Origin of the sequence: Sphingomicrobium aquimarinum (assembly GCF_039655735.1) — a bacterium.
Classification (GTDB): domain Bacteria; phylum Pseudomonadota; class Alphaproteobacteria; order Sphingomonadales; family Sphingomonadaceae; genus Sphingomicrobium; species Sphingomicrobium aquimarinum.
In genome coordinates this window covers 113,640-136,804 of the sequence record NZ_JBBYXH010000001.1, presented here as the reverse complement: position 1 = coordinate 136,804, position 23,165 = coordinate 113,640, and the positions used below count along the sequence as shown (strand labels likewise).

Annotated in this window: 29 protein-coding genes, 1 tRNA gene and 1 pseudogene; 17 read left to right on the top strand and 14 right to left on the bottom strand. The window is 64.8% G+C overall.

The features are described from left to right. Nucleotides 1-21: 21 nt before the first annotated feature. On the bottom strand, nucleotides 22-1,110 hold the full coding sequence (gene dprA / locus WJS89_RS00755) for a DNA-processing protein DprA (protein WP_346339026.1): 1,089 nt from the start codon (nucleotides 1,108-1,110) through the stop codon (nucleotides 22-24). Then, nucleotides 1,085-1,720 carry a glycerol-3-phosphate 1-O-acyltransferase PlsY gene (gene plsY, locus WJS89_RS00750; RefSeq protein ID WP_346339025.1) on the bottom strand — a complete coding sequence of 212 codons (636 nt, stop codon included), beginning with the start codon at nucleotides 1,718-1,720 and terminating at the stop codon, nucleotides 1,085-1,087. The genes dprA and plsY overlap by 26 nt, the downstream gene beginning before the upstream one ends. A gap of 102 nt (nucleotides 1,721-1,822) precedes the next feature. Between plsY and WJS89_RS00745 the strand changes: the two genes are divergently transcribed. From WJS89_RS00745 to WJS89_RS00725, 5 genes are all read left to right on the top strand, one after another. Then, nucleotides 1,823-2,476, top strand: coding sequence for an EF-hand domain-containing protein (locus tag WJS89_RS00745; RefSeq protein ID WP_346339024.1), 654 nt, complete (start codon nucleotides 1,823-1,825; stop codon nucleotides 2,474-2,476). Between the two features lie 113 nt (nucleotides 2,477-2,589). Next, nucleotides 2,590-3,636, top strand: coding sequence for an EF-hand domain-containing protein (locus WJS89_RS00740; RefSeq protein ID WP_346339023.1), 1,047 nt, complete (start codon nucleotides 2,590-2,592; stop codon nucleotides 3,634-3,636). A gap of 45 nt (nucleotides 3,637-3,681) precedes the next feature. Then, on the top strand, nucleotides 3,682-4,470 hold the full coding sequence (gene murI / locus WJS89_RS00735) for a glutamate racemase (protein ID WP_346339022.1): 789 nt from the start codon (nucleotides 3,682-3,684) through the stop codon (nucleotides 4,468-4,470). Nucleotides 4,471-4,512: 42 nt separating this feature from the next. Further along, nucleotides 4,513-5,733, top strand: coding sequence for a 5-aminolevulinate synthase (gene hemA, locus WJS89_RS00730; protein WP_346339021.1), 1,221 nt, complete (start codon nucleotides 4,513-4,515; stop codon nucleotides 5,731-5,733). After that, on the top strand, nucleotides 5,733-5,999 hold the full coding sequence (locus WJS89_RS00725; RefSeq protein ID WP_346339020.1) for a YdeI/OmpD-associated family protein: 267 nt from the start codon (nucleotides 5,733-5,735) through the stop codon (nucleotides 5,997-5,999). The genes hemA and WJS89_RS00725 overlap by 1 nt, the downstream gene beginning before the upstream one ends. Nucleotides 6,000-6,002: 3 nt before the next feature. On the opposite strand, the gene WJS89_RS00720 is transcribed toward WJS89_RS00725, so the two are convergent. After that, complete coding sequence (locus WJS89_RS00720; RefSeq protein ID WP_346339019.1) at nucleotides 6,003-6,581, bottom strand: hypothetical protein; 579 nt, start codon at nucleotides 6,579-6,581, stop codon at nucleotides 6,003-6,005. A gap of 13 nt (nucleotides 6,582-6,594) precedes the next feature. Then, nucleotides 6,595-7,056, bottom strand: a complete 462-nt coding sequence (locus WJS89_RS00715; protein ID WP_346339018.1) for a DUF3429 domain-containing protein — start codon at nucleotides 7,054-7,056, stop codon at nucleotides 6,595-6,597. A 72-nt stretch (nucleotides 7,057-7,128) separates the two neighbouring features. Here WJS89_RS00715 and rpiB point away from each other — a divergent pair, with 72 nt between their 5' ends. From rpiB to WJS89_RS00695, 4 genes are read left to right on the top strand one after another with little or no spacing between them, the layout of a single operon-like run. Continuing rightward, on the top strand, nucleotides 7,129-7,560 hold the full coding sequence (gene rpiB / locus WJS89_RS00710; RefSeq protein ID WP_346339017.1) for a ribose 5-phosphate isomerase B: 432 nt from the start codon (nucleotides 7,129-7,131) through the stop codon (nucleotides 7,558-7,560). Then, the gene (glyA, locus tag WJS89_RS00705) at nucleotides 7,560-8,852 is read left to right on the top strand and encodes a serine hydroxymethyltransferase (protein WP_346339016.1); all 1,293 of its coding nucleotides are present in this window, start codon (nucleotides 7,560-7,562) and stop codon (nucleotides 8,850-8,852) included. Before rpiB ends, glyA begins: the two co-directional genes overlap by 1 nt. Then, a complete protein-coding gene (gene nrdR, locus WJS89_RS00700; RefSeq protein ID WP_346339015.1) occupies nucleotides 8,853-9,299 on the top strand; it encodes a transcriptional regulator NrdR in 447 nt (148 codons plus the stop codon). Further along, nucleotides 9,296-10,012 (top strand): RNA methyltransferase, encoded by a 717-nt coding sequence (locus WJS89_RS00695; protein ID WP_346339014.1) that lies wholly within the window; start codon nucleotides 9,296-9,298, stop codon nucleotides 10,010-10,012. The genes nrdR and WJS89_RS00695 overlap by 4 nt, the downstream gene beginning before the upstream one ends. 11 nt (nucleotides 10,013-10,023) lie before the next feature. Here WJS89_RS00695 and WJS89_RS00690 read toward each other — a convergent pair whose 3' ends face one another. Continuing rightward, entirely contained in the window at nucleotides 10,024-10,158 is a 135-nt protein-coding gene (locus WJS89_RS00690; RefSeq protein ID WP_346339013.1) for a hypothetical protein, read from the bottom strand. Between the two features lie 171 nt (nucleotides 10,159-10,329). On the opposite strand from WJS89_RS00690, the gene WJS89_RS00685 reads away from it, so the two are divergent. Beyond that, nucleotides 10,330-10,620: a hypothetical protein gene (locus WJS89_RS00685; protein WP_346339012.1), complete on the top strand. Its 291-nt coding sequence runs from the start codon at nucleotides 10,330-10,332 to the stop codon at nucleotides 10,618-10,620. 9 nt (nucleotides 10,621-10,629) lie between these two features. On the opposite strand, the gene WJS89_RS00680 is transcribed toward WJS89_RS00685, so the two are convergent. Next, on the bottom strand, nucleotides 10,630-10,941 hold the full coding sequence (locus WJS89_RS00680) for a chorismate mutase (protein WP_346339011.1): 312 nt from the start codon (nucleotides 10,939-10,941) through the stop codon (nucleotides 10,630-10,632). A gap of 134 nt (nucleotides 10,942-11,075) precedes the next feature. Here WJS89_RS00680 and WJS89_RS00675 point away from each other — a divergent pair, with 134 nt between their 5' ends. Further along, nucleotides 11,076-11,387 (top strand): hypothetical protein, encoded by a 312-nt coding sequence (locus WJS89_RS00675; protein ID WP_346339010.1) that lies wholly within the window; start codon nucleotides 11,076-11,078, stop codon nucleotides 11,385-11,387. Between the two features lie 159 nt (nucleotides 11,388-11,546). Next, complete coding sequence (gene rpsD / locus WJS89_RS00670) at nucleotides 11,547-12,161, top strand: 30S ribosomal protein S4 (protein WP_346339009.1); 615 nt, start codon at nucleotides 11,547-11,549, stop codon at nucleotides 12,159-12,161. A 76-nt stretch (nucleotides 12,162-12,237) separates the two neighbouring features. Here the strand turns inward: rpsD and WJS89_RS00665 are convergent, their stop codons facing one another. Continuing rightward, nucleotides 12,238-14,013, bottom strand: coding sequence for a M61 family metallopeptidase (locus WJS89_RS00665; protein WP_346339008.1), 1,776 nt, complete (start codon nucleotides 14,011-14,013; stop codon nucleotides 12,238-12,240). A gap of 113 nt (nucleotides 14,014-14,126) precedes the next feature. Here WJS89_RS00665 and WJS89_RS00660 point away from each other — a divergent pair, with 113 nt between their 5' ends. Both WJS89_RS00660 and aguB read left to right on the top strand, forming a co-directional pair. Then, nucleotides 14,127-15,095, top strand: a complete 969-nt coding sequence (locus tag WJS89_RS00660; RefSeq protein ID WP_346339007.1) for an agmatine deiminase family protein — start codon at nucleotides 14,127-14,129, stop codon at nucleotides 15,093-15,095. Next, nucleotides 15,092-15,943 carry an N-carbamoylputrescine amidase gene (gene aguB, locus WJS89_RS00655; protein WP_346339006.1) on the top strand — a complete coding sequence of 284 codons (852 nt, stop codon included), beginning with the start codon at nucleotides 15,092-15,094 and terminating at the stop codon, nucleotides 15,941-15,943. Before WJS89_RS00660 ends, aguB begins: the two co-directional genes overlap by 4 nt. On the opposite strand, the gene WJS89_RS00650 is transcribed toward aguB, so the two are convergent. Together WJS89_RS00650 and WJS89_RS00645 are read right to left on the bottom strand one after the other, a co-directional pair. After that, nucleotides 15,940-16,470 carry a GNAT family N-acetyltransferase gene (locus WJS89_RS00650; RefSeq protein ID WP_346340055.1) on the bottom strand — a complete coding sequence of 177 codons (531 nt, stop codon included), beginning with the start codon at nucleotides 16,468-16,470 and terminating at the stop codon, nucleotides 15,940-15,942. The genes aguB and WJS89_RS00650 overlap by 4 nt on opposite strands. Before the next feature lie 9 nt (nucleotides 16,471-16,479). Continuing rightward, nucleotides 16,480-17,109 (bottom strand): annotated as a pseudogene (locus WJS89_RS00645) (uracil-DNA glycosylase); the annotation flags it as partial. Between WJS89_RS00645 and folK the strand changes: the two are divergent. From folK to WJS89_RS00630, 3 genes are all read left to right on the top strand, one after another. Further along, nucleotides 17,108-17,635, top strand: a complete 528-nt coding sequence (gene folK, locus WJS89_RS00640) for a 2-amino-4-hydroxy-6-hydroxymethyldihydropteridine diphosphokinase (protein ID WP_346340054.1) — start codon at nucleotides 17,108-17,110, stop codon at nucleotides 17,633-17,635. The pseudogene WJS89_RS00645 and the gene folK sit on opposite strands and share 2 nt — an antisense overlap. A gap of 41 nt (nucleotides 17,636-17,676) precedes the next feature. Then, nucleotides 17,677-17,752 (top strand) — tRNA-Lys (locus WJS89_RS00635). Between the two features lie 176 nt (nucleotides 17,753-17,928). Further along, the gene (locus WJS89_RS00630; RefSeq protein ID WP_346339005.1) at nucleotides 17,929-18,576 is read left to right on the top strand and encodes a PilZ domain-containing protein; all 648 of its coding nucleotides are present in this window, start codon (nucleotides 17,929-17,931) and stop codon (nucleotides 18,574-18,576) included. A gap of 37 nt (nucleotides 18,577-18,613) precedes the next feature. On the opposite strand, the gene WJS89_RS00625 is transcribed toward WJS89_RS00630, so the two are convergent. Genes WJS89_RS00625 through gcvPA form a run of 5 tightly spaced genes read right to left on the bottom strand, consistent with a single transcriptional unit; the run spans nucleotide 18,614 to nucleotide 23,157 of the window. Next, entirely contained in the window at nucleotides 18,614-18,994 is a 381-nt protein-coding gene (locus WJS89_RS00625) for a PilZ domain-containing protein (protein ID WP_346339004.1), read from the bottom strand. A gap of 35 nt (nucleotides 18,995-19,029) precedes the next feature. After that, nucleotides 19,030-19,674 carry a DUF938 domain-containing protein gene (locus WJS89_RS00620; protein WP_346339003.1) on the bottom strand — a complete coding sequence of 215 codons (645 nt, stop codon included), beginning with the start codon at nucleotides 19,672-19,674 and terminating at the stop codon, nucleotides 19,030-19,032. After that, nucleotides 19,671-20,120 carry an ABA4-like family protein gene (locus tag WJS89_RS00615; protein WP_346339002.1) on the bottom strand — a complete coding sequence of 150 codons (450 nt, stop codon included), beginning with the start codon at nucleotides 20,118-20,120 and terminating at the stop codon, nucleotides 19,671-19,673. The genes WJS89_RS00620 and WJS89_RS00615 overlap by 4 nt, the downstream gene beginning before the upstream one ends. Beyond that, the gene (gcvPB, locus tag WJS89_RS00610; RefSeq protein ID WP_346339001.1) at nucleotides 20,120-21,793 is read right to left on the bottom strand and encodes an aminomethyl-transferring glycine dehydrogenase subunit GcvPB; all 1,674 of its coding nucleotides are present in this window, start codon (nucleotides 21,791-21,793) and stop codon (nucleotides 20,120-20,122) included. Before gcvPB ends, WJS89_RS00615 begins: the two co-directional genes overlap by 1 nt. Then, nucleotides 21,790-23,157 carry an aminomethyl-transferring glycine dehydrogenase subunit GcvPA gene (gcvPA, locus tag WJS89_RS00605; protein WP_346339000.1) on the bottom strand — a complete coding sequence of 456 codons (1,368 nt, stop codon included), beginning with the start codon at nucleotides 23,155-23,157 and terminating at the stop codon, nucleotides 21,790-21,792. Before gcvPA ends, gcvPB begins: the two co-directional genes overlap by 4 nt. Nucleotides 23,158-23,165 lie beyond the last annotated feature (8 nt).

Here is a 23,165-nt window from a genome sequence, read left to right as displayed (position 1 = left end):
CCATGTGGGGGTCAAGCGAAATCAGCGCAAGCTCACTCTTCCGCCTGCATGCCGATCGAGCCTGCCTGCCAGATCGAGCTCCAGCAGGGCCAGCTGCACTTCGGGCGCGGACAAGGCGGACTGGCGGATGAGTTCGTCGACCGACACCGCAACCGGCCCCAGGAGGTTCTCCACCGTCTGGCTGGCGTGCGGATCGGGGTCGGGAAGCGGTTCGGGAGGCGCCGCGCTGTCCTCGCCCACGGCGCGCATGCGCGCATCGAGCGGCGCGAGTTGGGCGAGGATGTCGCCCACGTCCTGCACCAGCGTCGCCCCGTCGCGGATCAGACAGTTGCAGCCCCGTGCTCGCGGATCGAGCGGACTGCCCGGGATCGCCATCACTTCGCGGCCCTGCTCGCCCGCGAGCCGTGCCGTGATGAGACTGCCCGATTTGGGAGCGGCCTCGACGACTACCGTGCCCGCCGCCAGCCCGCTGATGATGCGGTTGCGGTGCGGGAAGTGGCGCGCAGTCGGGCGCGTGCCGGGGGGCATTTCGGCGACCACCAAGCCCTGCTCGGCGATATCGCGCTGCCGTTGTTCGTTTTCGGGCGGGTAGAAGATGTCGATGCCACCTGCGATGACGGCGATTGTCCCGGTCGACAAGGCCCCATCGTGCGCCGCGCTGTCCACGCCGCGCGCCAGGCCTGACACGATGACATGCCCTTCGCGCCCCAGTCCTGCCGCCAGCTCGCGCGAGAGCCGGCAGGCCGCCGCACTCGCATTTCTCGCGCCGACCATCGCAACGGCAGGTCTACCGCCCAAGTCGGCCTCTCCGATGGCCGTCAGGATCGGAGGCGCATCCTCGATTTGCGCCAGAAGCTCGGGATAGTCCGCCTCGCCGATCACCAGATAGCGAGCGCCGATCGCGGCGGTGCGCTCGATCTCGCGCTCGATCTCACCGCGGTCCGCAAGCGCGGGCGGCCTGCCCCGCCCCCTTCGCGCAAGATCCGGAATGGCTTCCAGCGCTGCGCCGGGGGATCCGAAGCGCTGCAGGAGTTGTCGATAACTGACGGGGCCGATCCCGCGACTGCGGATCAGACGGAGGTGGTCAGGAAGACTGGGGTTCGATTTCATCGTCCGCTCGGACTGCGTCTCGTCGGCGGCCGAAGCGCGGTTCCGTGCCGGAGAGGATCCGGCCGATGTTCGCGCGATGCTTCCACCAGATGAGAAGGGTGAATCCGAGCAACAGGGTGAAATAGTCCTCGCGCCCCAGCGCCATGGCACTGGCCGGCGTGGAAGCAGCAGCGAGCAATCCACCCGCCGAAGACATTTTGGTGATGAGGAAGGCTGCCAGCCAGACGACGAGCGCGATCACGCCGATCCGCCAGTCGAGCGCGACGAGGATGCCGAACATCGTCGCCACCCCCTTTCCGCCCCGGAACTTCAGCCAGACGGGATAGAGATGGCCCAGCAGCGCGCCGATCGCCCCGAAGATTTCGGCTCCTTGGGGGAAATAATGCCGCGCGAGAATGACGGCGAGCACGCCCTTGCCGACATCGAAGAACAGGACGAGCAGCCCCACCCATTTGCCGCCTGCGCGCACCGCGTTGGTCGCGCCGATGTTGCCCGAGCCGACCTTGGTAAGGTCGCCCTTGCCGAGAAGGCGGATGATGACGACGCCGAACGGGATGGAGCCCAGCAGATAGCCGATGAGAAGCGGCAGCCATTGGAAGTTCTCGATCATCGCCCTCGTTCCTAGCAGCGCGGCGCGGAGTGGCAAGCCATCTGCCCGATTACGGTTTGTCCGTAGTTCAAACGGGCGGCGAGCGGCGCTAGAACACGCGCCATGCCCGAGCGTGAAATTCCCGATCTGACCGATGCCGAGCGCGAGACGCTCGAGGGTATCCTGTCGCACAAGACCGCAAAGGAAATCGCGCGCGATCTCGACATCTCGCACCATGCGGTCGAAAAGCGTCTTAAGCGCGCCCGAGAGAAGCTCGGCGTGACCACCTCGCTGAAGGCCGCCAGGCTATACGCCTCCCGGTACGGAACCACCGTATCCAAGGATTCGGACCTCGCGGCGCCGGCCTTTTCCCCGCAGGTTTCCTCCCATGCGACGCCAGGTGGCGATCGCCTGTTCACCATAGGAGGAACCAGTCTCATGTTCACATCCATTCTTCTTTTCGCAGCCGTGTCCGGAGCGGGCGGCGCGCCCATCCAGAACGACGGCTTCGACACGCTCGACAAGGACCGTTCTGGCTATATCGAGATCGACGAATTCAGTGCGACCGTCTTTGCCGCGCCGCAGATCACTCGCGTCAAGGTGGTGAAGGGCGAGAGCGCGACCGCCAACACCATCGAGCCCGAGGAAGCGGTCGCGATGATTCAATCGCTCTACGAACGTCTCGACAAGGATGACGACAACCGCCTCAGCCGCGCCGAATATGGCGCCAAGGGCGACACCGGCAACATCCGGGTCATCGCGGTCGAGCGCGACTGACCGAAGCGACGAGGGGCGGGCGCGTCCGGCGGCACGCCTGCCTCTTCCTCTCGCGGGAGTACGGTCCGACCGGATATATCTTCCGGCGCCCCTCGCGATTATGCTCGGCTCCCATGAGCGAGCCCGACGACATGCCCGACCCCCTAACCCGCCGCGAGCGCGAGGTGCTGGAGGGCATTCTCGACCACAAGACCGCCAAACAAATGGGTCTCGAGCATGGCGTTTCGCATCACGCCATCGAGAAACGATTGAAGCGGGCGCGACAGAAGCTTGGCGCGGAGAGCTCGCTCGATGCGGCGAAGCTCTATCGCGAGAGGTATGGGAGGCCCGTATCCGGTCCGCCGGAGCTCGCCGGAGCGGACGAAGACGATCATCGAGTGGACGAGCCGGCGCCTGCCGGGTTCAGATGGATTGGAAAAAGGATGATCGTCATGTCGATGCTGTTCATTGCCGCGCTCGGTGCGGCAGGTTTCGGGCTTCATTCCGCGCAGCCGGCGGACCAACCCACCGGCACAGAGGCGATGGAGAAGTCGCTCGAATCCGAGGTCGAGGCTGCGCATCGTCTGTTCACCCGGATCGATACCGACGGCTCGAGTTTCCTCGACCTACAGGAATTTACGGCGACCTTGTCGATGGAGAACCTGAAGGTCGACAATCTACCGGCAGGCATCGATCTTGAGGCGGCGATGGCCGCCGTCCAGCGTCGCCGTGGCGCGATCTTCGCCGTGTTCGACAGGAACGAGGACGGCAGGATCGATCTCGACGAATTCACGTCCGGCCATCTCGAGGGTTTGGGGCCGCGCTATTTCGATCGTTCGGATCGCGAAGCCTTGCCGGGCGGACTTCCGACCAAATATTCCACCCGCATCGGCATTCGAGCCAAGAACGGCGACGACATCCATCGCGCGGCCTTCAAGATGGCCGATCGCGACCAGTCGGGCGCCATCGACCTCGACGAATTCGTCAATCTCTCGCCCTCGCGTCGCGCGGCGACTTCGGAGCGCTCGCCCGACCAGGTGGCCGCTGCGACAAAGATCTTCCGCTTCATGGATAGCGACGAGAACGGCACGATCGATCGCAACGAATTTGCCACCGTCACCTTTACCGACGACGAAGGCAATGCCTACGAGTTCGAGGTGTTCGACCAAGCGCGCGGTTGAGGCTCGCGCTTGAAAGACGATGAGAGGGCGGGCAGGACGGCGGACATGTCGCCCGACGCCCCCCTCCTCTTCTTCGATTCCGGCATCGGCGGCTTGTCGATCCTCGAGCCCACGCGGGCGCTGCTGCCGACTGCAGCGATCGTCTATGCCGCCGACAATGCCGCCTTCCCCTATGGCACGCGTACAGAAGCGGAAATCGCGGCGCGAGTGCCGGCGCTGCTTGGCCGCCTCGTCGAGCGGGTGCGTCCGAGGCTCGTCACTATCGCCTGCAACACCGCCAGCACGATTGCGCTCGATCATGTCCGCGCCGCGCTCGATGTGCCCGTCGTCGGCACCGTTCCCGCGATCAAGCCCGCCGCCGAGCGATCGCGAACCCGCGTCATCGGCGTGCTCGGGACGCAGGCCACCGTGCGTCAGCCTTATGTCGATGCGCTCGCGAGCGACTTCGCAGGCGACTGCACCGTCCTCCGCTACGGCTCCCCGACGCTCGTCGAACTCGCCGAGCGCCGTCTCTCGGGACGGGAAATTTCGCCCGACGAAGTCGTCACTGCAGCGCAACCCCTGTTCGATCAGCCGGGTGGCGAAAAGCTCGACACGGTCGTGTTGGCCTGCACCCACTTCCCGCTCGTCGCCGACTGGCTTCGCGCGGCGTACCCGGCCGTCACCTTCATCGACGGCGGCGAAGGCATTGCGCGCCGCATCGCCACGCTGACCGAAGACCAGCCTTGGCCCGACACGACTCCGCCGGGCCGCGCTATCTTCACCGGACCAATTCCCGAGGGGCTCGCCGCCCCGCTCGCGCGCTTCGGGATTACCGACTTATCGACCCTTTGACGTCACACGGCTTTCGCAGTAGAGCGCGACCCGAGAGCACCCATGGACTATAATCAGATCTTCCAGTCGGCGATTGATCGCCTGCACGACGAAGGCCGCTATCGCGTCTTCATCGACATTCTGCGCAACAAGGGAAACTACCCCAATGCGCGCTGCTTCGGTGGGCACAATGGCCCCAAGCCGATCACCGTCTGGTGCTCGAACGATTATCTCGGCATGGGCCAGCATGACACCGTCATCCAGGCGATGGAAGAAGCGCTGCACGATGTCGGTGCGGGCTCGGGCGGCACGCGCAACATCGGCGGCAATACCCACCTCCACGTCAATCTCGAGGCCGAACTCGCCGACCTTCACGAGAAGCAAGCCGCGCTGCTCTTCACCTCGGGCTACGTCTCCAACGAGGCCGCGCTCTCGACGCTCGGCAAATTGCTGCCCGGCTGCGTCATCTTCTCCGACGAACTCAACCATGCCTCGATGATTGCGGGCATCCGCAACTCGGGCTGCGAGAAACGCGTCTTCCGTCATAACGACCTGGGGCACCTTGAGGCGATGCTCGCAGCCGTGCCGCGCGACACGCCCAAGCTCATCGCTTTCGAAAGCGTCTATTCGATGGACGGCGACGTCGCGCCGATCGAGGCGATCTGCGACCTTGCCGACCGCTACAATGCGCTGACCTACCTCGACGAGGTCCATGCCGTAGGTATGTACGGCGCGCGCGGTGGCGGCATTTCCGAGCGCGATGGCGTCGCCGATCGCGTGACCCTCATCGAAGGCACGCTCGGCAAGGCGTTCGGCGTGATGGGCGGCTATGTCGCGGCGGACAAGACGATCATCGACTGCATCCGCAGCTACGCGCCCGGCTTCATCTTCACGACCTCGCTCTCCCCGGTTCTGACGGCCGGCGCGCTTGCCAGCGTGAGGCACCTAAAGTCCTCGGCCGTCGAGCGCGACGCGCAGCAGCGCTCCGCCACGGCTCTCAAGCTGAAGATGGCGGACGCCGGCCTGCCCGTCATGGAAAGCGAGACCCACATCGTCCCGCTGATGGTCGGCGATCCGGTAAAGGCCAAGCACATCAGCGACATCCTTCTCGCCGAATATGGCTGCTACGTGCAGCCGATCAATTTCCCCACCGTCCCGCGCGGTACCGAGCGCCTGCGCTTCACGCCCGGCCCGTTCCATACCGAAACGATGATGGACGAGCTGGTGAAGGGCCTGACCGAAATCTGGGATCGCCTCGAACTGCGCGAGACTCGCGCGGCCTGATGGCCGACCCCGATTTCCGACACGAAACGCCCGACTTTTTCGCTCGTGCGTTCGCCGCCGACGACGCCCTGAAAGCGAAATGGGACGATCTCACCGATCTGGCGCGCAACGAATATATCTGCTGGGTGACGTCGGCCAAGCAGCAGGCGACCATCGATAAACGGTTCGAACGCCTCAAGCAGGAGGTTTCCGCCGGCAAACGCCGCCCCTGTTGCTGGCCCGGCTGTCCGCACCGCCGCCAAAGCGCCGCCAGATACTTCGATTGAGGCCTAGTCGTCCTGCCCGACGTCCATCGGGACGGGTGCCGGCCAGTCCGCTTCCTCGGCGACGCGCACGAGCGTCATCTCGAAGAATTTCATGCGACTGCCGTCCTCGGCGACATTGTAGCCGATCTCGTGCCAGATGCCGTCGTGGATGCGGGTTTCGTAGAGGATGTGTACCGGCCCTTCCTCGATCGCCCAGTCGTAGCCGTCCTCGTGCATGGTAACCGGATAAACGCCGGCATCGCCCTGCGCGAACGTATGGAAGCGATAGGCGCCCAGTTCGGGATGCCATTTGATGATCCCCAACGCGTTGAAGACGCTTTGCCCGGTCGCCTCGACATAGCCGCGTCCCTCGACGATCTTGACCGATCCTCCGAGGAAATCGCCGACTCGCTCTACCTGGATCAATTCGCCCTTGCGACCGCCCATGTCGTAGGTCGCCTTGCCCCGCCACAGCCCGTCGGCCCAGTCGAAAGCGTCGATCTTCTCGCGCTGCTCGGCGAGGCTTTCCAGCGTTCGCGCGTCTTGCGCCACCGCCGGCGTCGCCATCAATGCCGCGCAGATCCCTGTCATCCAAATCTTCATGCGTTTTTCCTCCTTAACCCGCCAGCCAACCGCAGGCCATCACAAGCACGCCCAACAGGATCGAAAGCGGCACGCGCAACGTCATCCACCAGCGCGGCGTATAGCGCCGACGCGCGAGCCAGGCGTCGACGAGTGGCGAGGCCAGAATGAGTCCGCCGACCACCAGCCCTGCGGTCATCGGCGAGAGCGCCGCAAAGCTGAAGAGCATGATCAGCAGCACGAAGGTGATCAGACTGGGAAAAACCGAAAGAACAAGTATGCCAGTCGGCAATTTGCGCGGTGGAAACCGGCTTGCAAACGCCCACCAGGTTCCCCCGAGAAAGGTCAGGATCAGCATCCCGTAGACGACGCCCCAGAACTCGATCGAATGGGTCGCGGGATTCTCGATCTGTCCTGCAATGATCAGCGCGAGCGGCGGCAGCAGCCCGCCAAATCCGAGCAGCGCGATCGAAGTGGGAAGCCCGAAAGGTCGCATCGACGACACAAGTGCAATTTTCCCCTCGCTTTGGCTAGCCCTTGCGACACGCGGCGGCTAACAGTGGCGCCCATGAAAATCGCCCTCGCTTCCGATCATGCGGGCTTCAACTTGAAAGCCCTTCTCGTCGATACGCTGACCACCGCTGGCCACGAGGTCGCCGACCTCGGCCCGACCGATACCGACAGCGTCGACTATCCCGATTACGGCACCAAGCTCGCCGACCATATCGCTGCCGGCGAGGCCGAGCGGGGTATTGCGATCTGCGGGTCGGGGATCGGCATCTCGATCGCGGTCAATCGCAATCCCGCCTGCCGCTGCGCGCGCGTATCGGAGCCGCTTTCCGCCGCGCTCGCCCGCCAGCACAACGACGCCAACGTCATCGCATTGGGCGAACGGCTCATCGGCGCGGATATGGCCAAGGCGATCGTCGAGGCGTTTCTCACCACCGAATTCGAAGGCGGGCGTCACCAGCGCCGCGTCGACAAACTGGGGAATTGTTGATGAACGAGATCCGGAGCGGAGGCTTCTTCACCGACGGCGTGGCGACGAGCGATCCCGACGTCGCCGCGGCATTGAAGAGCGAACTGACCCGTGAACAGAGGCAGATCGAACTGATCGCGTCGGAGAATATCGTCAGCCAGGCGGTGCTCGAGGCGCAGGGCTCGGTGCTGACCAACAAATATGCCGAGGGCTATCCGGGCAAGCGCTACTACCAGGGCTGCGCGCCTTCGGATGCGGTCGAGCAACTCGCGATCGACCGCGCGAAACAATTGTTCGACTGCGCCTATGTCAACGTGCAGCCGCATTCGGGCGCGCAGGCCAACGGCGCCGTCAATCTCGCGCTGCTGACGCCCGGCGACACCATCCTCGGAATGAGCCTCGATGCGGGCGGTCACCTCACGCACGGCGCCAAGCCCGCACAGTCGGGCAAATGGTTCAACGCCGTGCAATATCGCGTGCGCGAGGACGATCATCTCATCGACTATGACGAGGTCGAGCGGCTGGCGAAGGAACATCGCCCCAAGCTCATCATCGCGGGTGGCAGCGCCTATCCGCGCATCATCGACTTCGAGCGCTTCCGCGATATCGCCGATGCCGTCGATGCCTATCTCCATGTCGACATGGCGCATTTCGCGGGGCTGGTCGCGGCGGGCGAACATCCCTCCCCCCTGCCCCATGCCCATGTCGTGACGACGACCACGCACAAGACCCTTCGCGGCCCGCGCGGGGGCATGATCCTATCCAACGACGAGGCGCTGGGGAAGAAGTTCAACAGCGCGGTCTTCCCCGGGCTGCAGGGCGGGCCGCTGATGCATGTCATCGCCGCCAAGGCGGTTGCGTTCGGCGAGGCGCTGCGCCCCGAGTTCAAGACCTATTCGAAGGCGGTCATCGTAAACGCCAAGGTGCTGTGCGAAACGCTCAAAAGCCGCGGCGCCGACCTCATCTCGGGCGGCACCGACACCCATGTCGGCCTCATCGACCTTCGCCCACTGGGCATTTCGGGCAGGGATGCCGACGAAGCGCTCGAGCGCGCGGGCATCACCTGCAACAAGAACGGTGTCCCCAACGACCCGCTCCCCCCGATGAAGACGAGTGGCATCCGCGTCGGTTCGCCCGCGGGCACGACGCGCGGGTTCGGCGAGGATGAATTCCGACAGATCGGCGAGATGGTCGCGGACGTCCTCGACGGCGTCGCCAAAACCGACGGTGCGGGGGACGCGGAAGTCGAGGCCGCTGTAAAAGCCCGCGTGGAGGCGCTTTGCGACCGCTTTCCCATCTATCAGAATCGCTAGATGCGCTGCCCCTTCTGCACCCATGACACCAGCGGCGTGAAGGATTCGCGCCCGTCCGAGGACGGCGCGGCGATCCGTCGTCGGCGCCAGTGCGAGGGGTGCGGCGCGCGCTTCACGACGTTCGAGCGCGTGCAGCTGCGCGACCTTACGGTCGTCAAGAAGGACGGCAAGCGCGAGCCGTTCGAGCAGGCCAAGCTCCAGGCCTCGATCCGCCATGCCTGCCGCAAGCGCAACATTTCCGAAGGCCAGATCGAGCGGCTCGCCCATTCGATCCAGCGGCAGCTGGAGACGCAGGGCGACGAGGTGCCCGCCGACATGATCGGCGAGGCGGTGATGGACGGATTGAAGCAACTCGACGACGTCGCCTACATTCGGTTCGCGAGCGTCTATCGCGACTTCAAGGAAGCAGGCGATTTCGCGACCATCGCAGGTTCGGTCGACGAATGAACGAGCCCGTCATCGTGCTGGTTCGGCCCCAGCTCGGCCAGAATATCGGCAAGGCAGCGCGGGCCATGCTCAATTTCGGGCTCACGGAAATGCGCCTCGTCGCTCCGCGCGACGGATGGCCCAACCCCGAGGCCGGGCCGGCAGCGTCGGGCGCCGATGCGGTTCTCGACCGCGCGCAGGTTTTCGACACCGTCCATGACGCGCTTGCCGATTGCACGCACGTCTATGCCTCGACCGTGCGCCGCCGCGACCTTCACACGCCGGTCGTCGATCCCGAAGCGATGGCCCGCGAGATCCATGCGATCGATCCGCACGGAGGCGGCCGCGCCGCCATCCTCTTCGGCCCCGAACGCTCGGGCCTCGAGAGCGAGGACGTCAATCTCGCGCAGAAGATCGTGACCGTCCCGATCAATCCCGAGTTCGGAAGTCTCAACCTGGCGCAGGCCGTCATTCTGCTCGCCTACGAATGGTCACGCGGCGCCGCCCTCGCGCAACCGACGGTGAAGGAGGTCGAGCCGCCCGCCCAGCGCCACGAACTCGACGCGCTCATTAGCCATCTCGAAGGCGCGCTCGACGAGGCGGGCTATTTCTATCCTCCCGATCGCACGCCGGCGACCAAGGCCACCATCCGCACGATCCTCACCAAGCCTCACTGGTCCGCGCGCGAGATGAAGGCGCTACACGGCATGATCCGCGCCCTGACCAAGCGGTAGAGGTCGAAGCGCTAGACGAGGCTCGGCGCGTCGCCCGAGACGGGGTTGGCGAGCCGTTCCGGCAGTCCGCTCGCATCCCAACGCTCCTCCACCCACCGGCGCGCCTCGGCGATCGAATCCGAGAGATGCCATCCGGGGCGCGACATGTTGCAGCGCATGAAAGCGGCGCATCAGGACGAACCAAAGCGCCGTAGCCTTTTGGGAAACGGAAGGCTCGATCATGGCACAGGCTGCGACATAATCGCCACTCGCGTTCCGACGGGGCCGATGTTAGCCAGCTATTTGAACATCAAAGACTTCTTATCGGAAGGATCGCCATGTTGTCGCTGTTTTTCGTATCGCTTTCCATTTCCCAGCCGCAGGAACTCCCCGATGTCGAGGGCGCGGACAAGATCGACTGGAACGAGGTCGAATGCCGCAAAGTGCGCAACGAGGCGCAGACCGGATCGCGCCTGCGCCGTGCGAGGACCGAGGAAGTTTGCCACACCAAGCTCGACTGGTACGAAATCGATCAGGCCAAGGAAGAATTGATGCGACGCGTCAACGAGAACGCCGGCACGGGTGACGATGTCCCCGGCGGAATGGTCGGCGGCAACCCCGCCAACTAAGGCTCCAGTTCAGCCTTCCCTCAATCCATCCCAGCGGCGCAGTTCGTGCGCGATGCTGGTTTCGATAAGATCTTCATAGAGGCGCGCGCACAGGTCGGGATCGACCCCGGCAGCGCGCGCCGATGCATCAACCTTGTCCTTGACGTCCTGCTTTCGCCATTCGTCGCGCACCGCGTCGCGGTCGGGCTTGATGCGAGCGGCGGCATCCATATAGCCGAAGCGCCGTTCCAGAAGCGCGACGATCTGACGATCGACATCGTCCACGCCGAGCCGCACCTCGGCCATCGTTTCGCAATCGGTCGGTTGCTTGATATCGGTCATGCGCGGCTTCCTACCCGCTCGAGCCGCCGGCTTCCACCCGTTTAACACTTTCAACTTCCTAGCCGTTCATATGCCGTTCATCGAAAATTCAGCGGACGGGCGCTCTTCTCGACATGCCAGAGAGGAGAACGAGGATGATTGATCTTTTACTTTCCGCTTTGTTTGTCGAGCCGCCGCAGAAGCGTGCCAACCAGCCGTCCAGCGAGGAAATGGTGGTCGTCTGCTGGAAGAAGACGATCTCGAACCTGCTCGACCAATGTGCGCGGATCCCAGCATCCAAGGTCGACACGTTCATTCCGCCTGAAGAAGCGTTCGTCATGAACAGCTATGGCCTCTACGCGCTGCTCGACCGGCGGGGCGGCGGGGTGCAGAAAGCCTATCAGATCGTTGCCCGAACGCGTGCGCATGTGCCCATCGACGATGCGCCGCGGATCGCCGACGACTAGAGCGCGTCTCTACGAGCGAAATGTTGACGTGACGACGCGTCTGGGCTAGGCGCGCCCTCGCAATTGATCCCACATGTCCGGTGAAGTGGTGATCGCGGCTGGCCGACAGGCTGCCGGAGCGGTCCGGACATTTTGAAACCAGCTGATTGGAGAAACAGCATGTCGAAGCGCACGAGCGCCAAGTATAAACTCGACCGCCGCATGGGCGAAAACGTCTTCGGACGTCCCAAGAGCCCGGTCAACAAGCGCGAATATGGTCCCGGCCAGCACGGCCAGCGCCGCAAGGGCAAGATGTCCGACTACGGCCTGCAGCTGCGCGCCAAGCAGAAGCTCAAGGGCTATTACGGCGACGTGACCGAAAAGCAGTTCAAGCGCACCTTCCAGGACGCGTCGAACATGAAGGGCGATACGAGCCAGAACCTCATCGGCCTGCTCGAGCGTCGTCTCGACATGATCGTCTACCGCGCCAAGTTCGCGCCGACGATCTGGGCTGCGCGTCAACTGGTCAGCCACGGCCACATCCGGGTCAACGGCGTGAAGTGCAACATCGCCAGCCGCCGCTGCGACGTCGGCGACGAGATCTCGCTGGGCGACAAGGCCAAGGAAATGGCGCTGGTGCTCGAGGCGCAGAGCCTCGCCGAGCGCGACATCCCCGATTATGTGTCGGTCGATAGCGATCACCAGATCACCTACACCCGCGTTCCCACGCTCGACGAGGTGCCCTACCCCGTCCGCATGGAACCGAACCTCGTGGTCGAATTCTACTCGCGCTAATCCTCAGCGATCTGCGCACGAAAAAGGGCGGTGCCGGACCATCCGGCGCCGCCCTTTTTCTATTCCGGGTTCTCTTCTAACCGGGGAAGGGCACTTCGAGCCACGCTTCGAACAGTTTCGTCTGGCGTGCAGTCGCCTTCTTCAGCGGACGGATGGTCGGCGCGGACGCATAGGTGTTTCCCACCGGCACATCGAGCGTCAGGCTGCGCCCACGGCGCAGGACGTCGATTTTGAGGGTGGTCGTCGAGCCTGCATAGTCGAGGCTCTCCTCGAGCAGTTCGGCGGTGGCGGGCTTTCTGTCGATCGACGTGATGACATCGCCGTCGGTCAGGCCGCCGCGCCATGCCGCGCCATCCTTGACGAGACTGCGCACCTCGAGCCCACCGCGCGACGCCGTCGCCAGCATCGCATCCAGCGTTTTCGCCCGTTCGCTCTCCACCATCTCCAGCCCCACCGTCGCGAGCAACGCGCGATAGTCGGGATCGACCGGTTGATGCACGTGGCGCTGCCACCAGCCCGACCAGTCGCGGCCCGTCAGTTCGGCCATGATCGCGAGCATGTCCGCTTCGCCGAAGCCCTGTTGGCCCGCCTTCGCCCGTGCGTAGAGCGCCTGGTGCACGTCGCGATAGGCGACCCGACCATCGGTGGCGTCGAGCAGCGCAAGGTCGAGCATCCAGCTGATCATCTGCCCTTCGGAATAGATGTTCACCCAGTCGTTGCGGCTACGGTCCGGGCTCTCGGGCGAAATCCACTCGTCGAACGAGGCTTCCGCTACCGATTGGACCAACCGCCCGGGACGATTGCGATTGCCGTGGATGAGCTGCCCGACGCTTTCGAGCATCTCCTCGGTGTCGATGAGGCCGGCCTGCAGCAGGAGAGGATCGGTGAAATAGCTGGTCGAACCCTCGGCTACCCAGAACAAGGTGGTGTAGTTGGGTGCGTCGTAATCGTAGGGCACCAACGCCTCGGGACGATAGGCCTTCACGTTCCAGGTATGGACGAACTCGTGGCTCGCAGTGCCGAGGAAGCTCGCATAACCCCGATCCGAAAGGAAGGCCTGCCGAGGCAACTGGATGACGGTCGAATTCATATGCTCGGTCGCGCCGCCCCCGCTTTCGGTGCCGTGGACCATGAAGACGTAACGATCGAACGGATAGTCGCTCCAGAAGCCCGGTACCGCGGCGGCGACCAGCGTTTCGAGGTCGGCGGCCATCTTGTCGACATCGCCCGGCATTTCGGTGGCGACGAGAACATAGTCCTTGCCCCCCACGCTGAACGTCCGGCTCTCGTTGACGCCCGTGTCGATCGGGCTGTCGACCAGCACGTCGAAGTTGGCGGCGCGAAAACCGTTGGTGCCCGCCGCGTCCATCCCCGAAAAGCTGCGCCAGTCGTCGGGCGTGTCGAGCGTGACCGTCACCGGCTCGCCTCGATGCGCGTCGGCATAGACGAAGGTCGCGCTCGCATCGAGAAAGGCGTGCGTATCGTTGATCTGGCGCGTGCGCTTCGTGAGCTCGTTGGCATAGAGCTCGTACGAGACCGTGACCGGCCCCGATCCGCGATCGATGCGCCATGTCTGCTTGTCGATCTTGCGCGCGGGCAGCGGCTTGCCCGCCGAGTCCATCGCGCGGAACTGCGAGACCCCGTTAGCCAGATCGCGGATCTCGTAGGCGCCGGTGCGCCAGTCGGGCATCTTGACGTCGAGCGTGTCGCCCGCAGCGGCCGGGAAAGTCGCGCTGACCATTGCACGGTGGTGCACCGGATCGGTGAAATCGACATGATAGGCGACCTGCGCCCCCGCCGATCCCGCGGTCATCACCCACACTGCCGCACTCGCTACCAAAATTGCCTTCATCGCCGTCCACCTTCCTCGGATACGCTGTCGTGGCGCACGATGGCGAAGCCGGTGGCACGCTGCAAGCCATGCCCGATTGGCGTTCGACGAACGGCCTGCTAGGCGCTCGTTCCATGACTACGCCACCGCTCCCGGAATGGGCACCGCACGCCGCCATGTGGATCGGCTTTCCGAGCCATCCCGACCTGTGGGAAGACGACCTCGCCCCCGCGCAGGCCGAAGTGGCGCTGCTCGCCGCCGCGCTATGGCAGGACGGTAAGGGCGAGGAGATCGTGCTCGTCGCCGCAAATGACGACGCTGCCGCCGCTGCCCGCAAGCTCGCCCCCTTCGCGACTGTCATCGTCGAACCGTTCGGCGACATCTGGCTGCGCGACACGGGGCCGATCGTGTTGCCCGGGGGGAAGGCGCAGGGCTTCGGCTTCAACGGCTGGGGCGGCAAATACGAGCTCGAGGGCGATGACAGCATCGGCGAGCGGCTCGCGGGCAGCCGATCGCTGACTTACGACAAGGCCGACTGGATCCTCGAGGGAGGCGCCATCGACGGCGACGGATCGGGCGTCTTCATCACGACCGAGCAATGCCTGCTCAACCCCAACCGCAATCCCGGCCTTGCGCGCGAGGAGATCGAGGCGCGGCTGACACGGGACCTTGGCGCGAGCCGCGTCGTCTGGCTGGGCGAGGGCCTCGCCAACGACCATACCGACGGCCATGTCGACAATCTCGCGCGCTTCGTGGCGCCCGGCACGGTCGCGGTGCCCGAGCCCGACGGCGAGGACGATCCCAACGCCGACGTCTACGGCGATGCGATGGCTCGCCTGCTGGATGCGGACCTCGACGTCGTCGCCATCCCCTCCCCCGGCAAGGTGGAACGGGGCGGCGAGGTCGTGCCGGCGAGCTACATGAACTTCCTCATCGGCAATGCCGCGGTCGCCGTGCCGCTCTACGGCGCGGCCAACGACATGGCGGCGCTGGAGACGATCGGCGCGCTTTTCCCCGACCATATTGTCGTCGGCGTGCGGGCGGACCATATCCTTACCGGTGGAGGCAGCCTCCACTGTATTTCCCAGCAGGTACCGCAATGACCGACATCACCGTCGCCGCCCTCCAGCTCGAACTGGGCGGGAACACGAACGACAACATCGCCGCCGTCAGCGAGCTCGTCCGCGAGGCCGCGGGAAAGGGCGCGCAGGTCGTGCTGCCCCCCGAACTGTTCGAGGGACCCTACTTCTGCCGCACGGAGGACGAAGGCCATTTCGCCACCGCGCTGCCGACCGCAAAGCATCCGAGCGTCATGGGGATGCAGAAGCTTGCCGACGAACTCGGCATCTTCATCCCGACCAGCTTCTTCGAGGCCGACGGGCACCATCATTACAACTCGCTCGCGTGGATCGCGCCGGGCGGCAAGATTGAGGGCGTCTATCGCAAGAGCCACATTCCCGACGGGCCGGGCTATGAAGAAAAATTCTACTTCCGCCCCGGGAACACCGGTTTCAAGGTGTGGGACGGCCCCGCCGAGCGGACGATGGGCGTCGGCATCTGCTGGGACCAATGGTATCCCGAAACCGCGCGCGCGATGATGCTCATGGGCGCCGAAATCCTCTTCTACCCGACCGCCATCGGCACCGAACCGCACGACCCCGACCTCGACACGAGCCGCCTGTGGCGCCGCGCGATGATCGGCCATGCGGTCAGCAACGTCGTCCCCGTAGTCGCCGCCAACCGTATCGGCACCGAGGGCGGACAACGCTTTTATGGCCACAGCTTCATCTGCGACGAGCGCGGCGACCTGGTGGCCGAGTTCGGCGCTACCGAGACGGGCGTGCTCACCGCCAGCTTCGACATTGCGCAGATCAAGCGCCACCGCGCCGCCTTCGGCTTCTTCCGCGACCGGCGACCGGAATTATACGGCAGGCTCGCCGAGGACTTCTAAAGGTCGCGCCGCAGGAAGACGCTGTCGACCATGCGCCCGTCATATTCCATCGCTTCGGCCTCGAAGCCCGAACGGGCGAATCCTGCTTTCTCCATGATGCGCAGCGACGCCTTGTTGGCGGGATCGACGTCGGCCACGAGATAGGGCATGCCGCGAGCGCGCATATAGTCGATGTAGGCTTCCAGCGCCTCGCTCGCCAATCCCATGCCCCACAGGTCGCGGCGCACGAGGATTCCGAACTCGGGCAACTGATAGGCGCCGACCTTGCCGACCGCCTCGCCGTCATACTCGATGATGAAATCCTCGACATGGGTGTCGCCACCCTCGATCATGCTGCGAAGCCACGCACGGCTCTGGTCGAGCGAGGCGTGTACCGGGGTCGACCAGTGGGCCATCGTCTGCGCGTCGGTGAAGATGGCATGGAGCGGCTCGAGATCGCTCTCCCGCGCCCGGCGCAGCAGCAGTCGGTCGGTTCTCAATTCTGGCGCTTTCTCCCCGACCAGCCCGGGGACGGCAGCAATGCGCATCGCGTCCATGAACATTTCGTCGGTAAGCCGGCCCGTATTCTGGTTGTAGCGCGAGCAATGATAGCTATCGACGAGCCGCAGCCCATCGGGTCCCGCGTGCACCGCTCCATGGCCGAACTTGTTGGCATTGAGCGTCATCCCCAAGGTCTTGCAGGCTGCATCGTGCGCGATCTTGCCGAGGCAGAAGAGCGTATGCACTCGCGGCAATCTGCCGAGCATGTCTTGCAGGAACGGTCGGCAATTGGTCGCTTCCTCGCCTGTCGGCTTGTTCTCCGGCGGCAGGCATTTGACCGCGTTGAGGATGATCGCGCCCTTGAGTTCGACGCCGTCGTCGATCCGTCCCTCATAATCGCCTACCGACAGCCCCAGGCGCCGGAACGTATCGAACAGGAGGTCCCCCGCATAATCGCCCGTGAAGGGCCGCCCCGTCCGGTTGGCGCCGTGCTTTCCCGGCGCGAGCCCGATCACAGCCACGCCTGCGTTCCGGTCTCCGAAAGCGGGCACCGGCGCGTTGTACCAGTCGGGAAATTCGCCGCGCAGCGCCATCCGCAGGTCGACGAGCCTTGGGCACAGCGGACAATCGCGCGACGGTTCGCTTTCCGGGAGCGGCGACAGGTCGGCGGGTCTGGTGTTGTTCATGCCCCTGCCCTATCGGCGAAGCATGGCGAGCGACAAGCATCTTTACGGGATCGGGATCGGGTCCAACCGAGTCCATGGACGCCATGGACGCCCGCAGAGGATTGTCGAAGCCGCCATTGCGAGGCTCGAGGCGGACTACGATCTCTTCGACGCCAGCGCGATTATCGGCAATCCGGCGTTCGGCGGCGCGGGGCGTGATTTCGCCAATGCCGCCGTCCTTCTCGAAAGCGAGCTCGATCCCGAGGCGATGCTGGCCGCCCTCAAGATGCTCGAGTTCGAGTTCGGTCGTCGCGCAGGCAAGCGCTGGGGACCGCGCGTGCTCGATCTCGATATTCTCGCATGGGATGGCGGAGATTATGCGAGCGCCGCGCTCGTCATTCCGCATTCGGCGCTGTTCTCGCGCCAAAGCGCGCTCTTTCCGCTGGCGCAGATCGCGCCCGACTGGCGTATCCACGGCAGTCTGCAGGCCAAGCATCTCGCCGCCCGCTTGCGCGCACCGAAGCGAAAATTCCACCAGACCGCTTGAACCCGCCGCACGACGCGGCTAGGGCCACCCACGGCTGGTAAGGGCCGTTAGCTCAGTCGGTAGAGCAACTGACTTTTAATCAGTAGGTCGCAGGTTCGACCCCTGCACGGCTCACCAGCCACCCTTCCCCATCGAGACGCGGCCGGAATACGGCCTTTGGACCGAAATGCACCAAATTGGCGCAACTTGCGTCCGATTTCGCCCGATGCGGTGCGTTCTCTAACGAGTTGGTAATCGCTTCGGCGGTACGTTTTGCGTAGACGACGCAATCCAACGTCTTGGGAGACGCTTTCGTGACCGATCGGATGATGGAAACGACACTCTATTCGCTCGATGATGCGGCGCCCTCTCCCGACCGCGCGGACCGGCGTGAAGACGAGCGGCATCTCACGCTTTATCGCGTCGGATCGATCGAGCTCGATGACCGTCGCGAACTGTGTCTCATCAAGAATATCTCGGCCGGCGGAATGATGATCCGCGCCTATTGCGAACTCCAGGTGGGCGATGCCTTGCGGGTCGAACTCAAGAACGGCGAACCGATCGAAGGGCGCGCCACATGGATCAAGGGGCAGAATGTCGGGGTCGCCTTCGAGAAACCGATCGACATCCTCGACATCCTGTCGACATCTCTGTCCGGGCCCCGACCTCGGATGCCCCGGATCGAGGTCGCCTGCCCCGTCACGGTCTTCATCGACAGCCAGCCGACCCAGGCCATGGCGGTCGACGTCAGCCAGGGAGGAGTGAAGCTCGCGATCACAGAGAGGCTGCCGCGCAACGACAAGGATATCGGGATCGGTCTGCCTGGATTGGCACCGATCCGCGCCTCGGTTCGCTGGCAGGACGAGGAGTATGCGGGCATCACCTTCAATCGGCTGCTTCCGCTTGGCGACCTCGTCGCCTGGCTCGAAAAGTGCCGCGCACCCTCGCGCAAGGCCAGCTGAGTCGCGGCTAGAAATCCTTGGCAGCAGGCATGAACGCTTAGCTCTGAGGGCCGATCCAGTCTTCGACGTAGCGCTTTTCCCCCGCACTCAATTGCGAAGAGCGAACGCTCGGACGGCGTGATTGCTTTTCGAAACGCGGGCGCGGCTGCGGCACGTGCCGCAGCACCACGTCGGGTTCGAGCGCCTGGGCGAAGGAAATGCCGGCCCGGTTGTCGGCGAGCCATGCGACGCGCGCCGGCACCGTGAGCTTGTCCTTGCGGAACAACAGTTCCACACCTTCGACCGGAAGGCCCTCGCCCTCGACCAGCGCGCCTTCGGCCGAAAGATTGCGCAGTTTCACGTCGATCTGACGGCCGCCAACTTCGAGCGCAGCCTTCATGAAGAGATGTGAGCGGGGGTTGCGGCGATTCTGGTCCATGAATGATGCGTAGAAGAAAAGCGGTAAAAGACTGCTTAAATTCCCCGCCGGTCGAACCGCAGCATGAGATTGTTCGCGGGCATCTGCCGACATTCCATGAGATCGAAGCCCGCGACCTGCGCCAGGCGCTCGAGATCTTCCACTGCGCGCAGCCCCCAGCGCGTATCGCGGCTGCGCAGTTGCTCGTCGAACGCAAGGTTCGAGGGCGCGGTCTCTACATCCGCCTGCAACCACGGCCCGTAGAAGATCAGCCGCCCGCCGTCGGGCAGCAGGTTCGCTGCATGCTCGACGAGCGATCGGGTCGCCTCCCAGGGCGCGATGTGCGCCATATTCACCGAGAGCAGCACATCGGCGGACGCGATCGGCCAATCGTCCGAGCGGACGTCGATAAGGAGCGGCGCGCGAAGATTGTCGGGACCACCCGTTCGCCATGCGGCAATCGAGCGAAGCGCCGCCGGGTCGCAGTCGCTCGGCTGCCATTCCAGATCCGCAAACCGACGCGCGAAGGCGAGCGCATGTTCGCCCGTCCCGCTGGAGGTTTCGAGCACCCGCCCCGTCGGGGGAAGCCACGCGTCGAGCACGTCGCCGATCGCCTGGACATTGCGCGCGGCGGCGGGCGCCTCACGCCGGTCCTCCGCGCCGAGATCCGCCATCTCGTAAGGCGGAATGGGATCGCTCATGCGCGGCTCTTCAGTCCCGCCATCGCCCGTGCGCGACGCTCGCGCACCAGCATCCAGACGAACAGGCCGAGCGGCCCCGCCATCAGAACCAGGAACAGGATCGGCCCCTGCACCCATCGCGAGACCATCTTGTGATCCGCATCCTTGGCGACCCATTGACCGACGAAAAGGTCGAAGGCGAGATAATGGATCCAGCCGATCGTGACCCCCGCGTCGCTTGCGAACAGGCCGCGCACGCCGTCTACCGTTCCCATCGCCTGCCAGTCGATGCCGGCGGGCGAGAATAAGGCGAGGACGATCCCGACGCTGTAGATCGCCGCCAGCAGGCCGATCCCGAGATAGAAGATCAGCGCATGGAGCTTGGGACCCCGCGGCAGGAAGATGAGTGCGAACCACGGGATGAGAACGCCCGTCGTGCAGAGAGAGAACAGCGTCCCCCAATCCATCACTGGCCTCCGACTTCGCTGCGTGCCGCCGGTCCCCCCGGAACATCGCCCCCCTTGTACGCCAGACGCGGTGAGCGCGCGGCCTGCGTTTCGTCGAGGCGGCGACGGGGCGCGTAATAGGGCGCCGCCTTCAACGTCTCGTCGCCGGCCTTCGCGCGTTCGGCCACCGAGCGCAGGGCCGCGATGAACTGATCGAGCGTCGCCTTCGATTCGGTTTCGGTGGGTTCGATCAGCATCGCTCCGTGGACGACCAGCGGGAAATACATCGTCATGGGATGGAAGCCCTCGTCGATGAGGCCTTTCGCGAGGTCGAGCGTCGAAAGATCGTTGGAGAAGCCTTTATCGCTGAACAGGGCTTCGTGCATGCACGGCCCGCTATTCCCGAACGGCGCCTCCAAAACGTCCTCGATCGAGCGCAGGACATAATTGGCGTTGAGCACCGCATCCTCCGCGACCTGCCGCAGGCCGTCCGCTCCGTGGCTGAGGATGTAGGCAAGCGCCCGGGTGAACATGCCCATCTGTCCGTGGAACGCCGTCATCCGTCCGAAGCTCTGCAGCGGTCCGCCCAGATGCTCCTTGGCGAACCTGTCCGCCGTTTCCTCTTCGACGAGATGCACGACCCCGTCCGCCGTCCGCGCCGTGTAGGGCAGCGGCGCAAAGGGGCTCAATGCTTTCGAAAGCACGACCGGCCCCGAGCCTGGCCCCCCGCCACCGTGCGGCGTCGAGAAAGTCTTGTGCAGGTTGATGTGCATCGCATCGACGCCAAGGTCGCCGGGGCGCACCTTCCCCACGATGGCGTTGAAGTTCGCGCCGTCGCAATAGACGAACCCGCCCGCTGCATGGACGGCATCCGAAATCGCCTTCATGTCCGGTTCGAACAGCCCGCAGGTGTTGGGGTTGGTGATCATCACCCCCGCGACATCGGGTCCGAGCCGCTCCTTGAGTGCGTCGAGATCCACCCGGCCGCGCGCGTTGGCGGGGATATTCTCGACCCGGTAGCCGGCGAAAGCGGCAGTGGCGGGATTGGTGCCGTGCGCACTTTCGGGAACGAGGATGACCTCGCGCGCATCGCCGCGGGCTTCCAGCGCGGCACGGATGCACAGGATGCCGCAAAGCTCGCCATGCGCGCCCGCCTTGGGGCTCATGGCGACGCCATGCATTCCGGTCAGCTCGATGAGCCAGAAGGCAAGTTCGTTGATGACCTCGAGCGCACCGCGAACCGTATCGACGGGCTGCAACGGATGGACGTCGGCGAAACCCGGCATCCGCGCGATCTTTTCGTTGAGCCGAGGGTTGTGCTTCATCGTGCACGACCCGAGCGGGAAGAGCCCGAGATCGATGGCATAATTCTGGCGGCTGAGGCGCGTGTAATGGCGCACTGCTGTCGGCTCGCTCAGTCCCGGAAGCCCGATGCTCGCCTTGCGGGCGAATTTACCGAGCCGTCCCGGCGCCTCTTCTTCGGGCGCGCGCGGCGCCGGTTCGACACCGGCGAGATCCATCGGCTGGGGCGATACGAAATCCACGCCCGTCGTATCGGCATCGCCGATCTCGAAGATCAGCGGCTCCTCGAGCATCAGCGCGCGATTGCGCGTGATGGTGTCGGGTGCATCCGCTTCGTCGCCCGCGTGGCGAGGCGATCCGGGCTTCCAACCGGAGACATTCGGATTGCTCATGACAGCGCCTCCTTCAGCGCATCGCACAGCGTATCGATATCCTCCTCGCTGACGGTCTCGGTGACCGCGACGAGAAGCGCATCGTCGAGCCCCGCGCTGTCGGGATAGAGACGCCCCAGCGACACCCCCGCCAGCACGCCCTTGTCGGCAAGATTGCGCACGAGGTCGCGCGCGTCGCGCCCGACCTTGATCGTGAATTCGTTGAAGAAATTCTCGTTGAGAACCGACACCCCGGGCACCTGCGCCAACCGCTTCGCTGCCACGCAGGCAAGGCGGTGATTCTCTTCGGCGAGCTTTCGCAGGCCCTTCTCGCCCAGCAACGTCAGGTGCACGCTGAACGCCAGCGCGCACAGACCCGAGTTCGTGCAGATGTTGCTCGTCGCTTTCTCGCGGCGGATATGCTGCTCGCGCGTCGACAGCGTCAGGACGAAGCCGCGCTTGCCCGCCGCATCGGAGGTCTGACCGCACAGCCGTCCCGGCATCTGGCGCACATGCTTCTCATCGCGGATCGCGAAGAGACCGAGATAGGGTCCGCCGAACTGGAGCCCGACGCCGATCGACTGCCCTTCGCCGACGACGATGTCTGCGCCCAGGTCGCCGGGAGCCTCGATCGCGCCCAGTGCCACCGGCTCGGTGTTGACCGCGATCAGCAGCGCGCCCTTCGCATGCGCCGCCTCGGCGATCCGCTCAAGATCGGGAATACGGCCGAGGATGTCGGGATATTGCACCACCACGCAACTGGTGTCGTCGTCGATCCGCGCGATCAGCCCGTCGTCGTCGGGAAGCGCGGTCAGGCTCGGCGGCGCGCCCGCGATCTCGTCGTCGGTGAACTTGGCCATCGTCCGCACCACTTCGGCATAATGCGGGTGGAGCGCGCCCGAGAGGACGACCTTCTTCTTCTTTCCGCGCGCGATGCGGCTCGCCATCGCCACCGCTTCCCAGCAGGCGGTCGAGCCGTCGTACATCGAGGCATTGGCGACCGCGCAGCCATAGAGCCGCGCGACCTGGCTCTGGAATTCGAACAGCATCTGCAGCGTGCCCTGCGCGATTTCCGGCTGGTAGGGCGTATAGGCGGTCAGGAACTCGCCGCGCTGGATGATATGGTCGACCGATGCTGGCACATGATGTCGATACGCGCCCGCCCCCAGGAAGAAAGGCGCATCGGCCGCCGCCAGATTCTTCTTCGACAGCCGCCGCATGTGGCGTTCGACCGCCATCTCGCTGGCATGCGTCGGCAAGTTCGCGATCGGCCCGTCGAGCCGCGCCTCCTCCGGCACGTCGATGAAGAGATCGTCGATGCTGGAGGCACCGACTTTCTCGAGCATTGCCGCACGATCGGCAGGGGTCAGCGGCAGATAGCGCATCGCGTCGG

Bases quoted from the DNA above. Each gene is read 5' to 3' on its own strand.
- dprA (WP_346339026.1), bottom strand. From the start codon at position 1,110: ATGAAATCGAACCCCAGTCTTCCTGACCACCTCCGTCTGATCCGCAGT.
- plsY (WP_346339025.1), bottom strand. From the start codon at position 1,720: ATGATCGAGAACTTCCAATGGCTGCCGCTTCTCATCGGCTATCTGCTG.
- WJS89_RS00745 (WP_346339024.1), top strand. From the start codon at position 1,823: ATGCCCGAGCGTGAAATTCCCGATCTGACCGATGCCGAGCGCGAGACG.
- WJS89_RS00740 (WP_346339023.1), top strand. From the start codon at position 2,590: ATGAGCGAGCCCGACGACATGCCCGACCCCCTAACCCGCCGCGAGCGC.
- murI (WP_346339022.1), top strand. From the start codon at position 3,682: ATGTCGCCCGACGCCCCCCTCCTCTTCTTCGATTCCGGCATCGGCGGC.
- hemA (WP_346339021.1), top strand. From the start codon at position 4,513: ATGGACTATAATCAGATCTTCCAGTCGGCGATTGATCGCCTGCACGAC.
- WJS89_RS00725 (WP_346339020.1), top strand. From the start codon at position 5,733: ATGGCCGACCCCGATTTCCGACACGAAACGCCCGACTTTTTCGCTCGT.
- WJS89_RS00720 (WP_346339019.1), bottom strand. From the start codon at position 6,581: ATGAAGATTTGGATGACAGGGATCTGCGCGGCATTGATGGCGACGCCG.
- WJS89_RS00715 (WP_346339018.1), bottom strand. From the start codon at position 7,056: ATGCGACCTTTCGGGCTTCCCACTTCGATCGCGCTGCTCGGATTTGGC.
- rpiB (WP_346339017.1), top strand. From the start codon at position 7,129: ATGAAAATCGCCCTCGCTTCCGATCATGCGGGCTTCAACTTGAAAGCC.
- glyA (WP_346339016.1), top strand. From the start codon at position 7,560: ATGAACGAGATCCGGAGCGGAGGCTTCTTCACCGACGGCGTGGCGACG.
- nrdR (WP_346339015.1), top strand. From the start codon at position 8,853: ATGCGCTGCCCCTTCTGCACCCATGACACCAGCGGCGTGAAGGATTCG.
- WJS89_RS00695 (WP_346339014.1), top strand. From the start codon at position 9,296: ATGAACGAGCCCGTCATCGTGCTGGTTCGGCCCCAGCTCGGCCAGAAT.
- WJS89_RS00690 (WP_346339013.1), bottom strand. From the start codon at position 10,158: ATGTCGCGCCCCGGATGGCATCTCTCGGATTCGATCGCCGAGGCGCGC.
- WJS89_RS00685 (WP_346339012.1), top strand. From the start codon at position 10,330: ATGTTGTCGCTGTTTTTCGTATCGCTTTCCATTTCCCAGCCGCAGGAA.
- WJS89_RS00680 (WP_346339011.1), bottom strand. From the start codon at position 10,941: ATGACCGATATCAAGCAACCGACCGATTGCGAAACGATGGCCGAGGTG.
- WJS89_RS00675 (WP_346339010.1), top strand. From the start codon at position 11,076: ATGATTGATCTTTTACTTTCCGCTTTGTTTGTCGAGCCGCCGCAGAAG.
- rpsD (WP_346339009.1), top strand. From the start codon at position 11,547: ATGTCGAAGCGCACGAGCGCCAAGTATAAACTCGACCGCCGCATGGGC.
- WJS89_RS00665 (WP_346339008.1), bottom strand. From the start codon at position 14,013: ATGAAGGCAATTTTGGTAGCGAGTGCGGCAGTGTGGGTGATGACCGCG.
- WJS89_RS00660 (WP_346339007.1), top strand. From the start codon at position 14,127: ATGACTACGCCACCGCTCCCGGAATGGGCACCGCACGCCGCCATGTGG.
- aguB (WP_346339006.1), top strand. From the start codon at position 15,092: ATGACCGACATCACCGTCGCCGCCCTCCAGCTCGAACTGGGCGGGAAC.
- WJS89_RS00650 (WP_346340055.1), bottom strand. From the start codon at position 16,470: ATGCGCATTGCTGCCGTCCCCGGGCTGGTCGGGGAGAAAGCGCCAGAA.
- folK (WP_346340054.1), top strand. From the start codon at position 17,108: ATGCCCCTGCCCTATCGGCGAAGCATGGCGAGCGACAAGCATCTTTAC.
- WJS89_RS00625 (WP_346339004.1), bottom strand. From the start codon at position 18,994: ATGGACCAGAATCGCCGCAACCCCCGCTCACATCTCTTCATGAAGGCT.
- WJS89_RS00620 (WP_346339003.1), bottom strand. From the start codon at position 19,674: ATGAGCGATCCCATTCCGCCTTACGAGATGGCGGATCTCGGCGCGGAG.
- WJS89_RS00615 (WP_346339002.1), bottom strand. From the start codon at position 20,120: ATGGATTGGGGGACGCTGTTCTCTCTCTGCACGACGGGCGTTCTCATC.
- gcvPB (WP_346339001.1), bottom strand. From the start codon at position 21,793: ATGAGCAATCCGAATGTCTCCGGTTGGAAGCCCGGATCGCCTCGCCAC.
- gcvPA (WP_346339000.1), bottom strand. From the start codon at position 23,157: ATGCGCTATCTGCCGCTGACCCCTGCCGATCGTGCGGCAATGCTCGAG.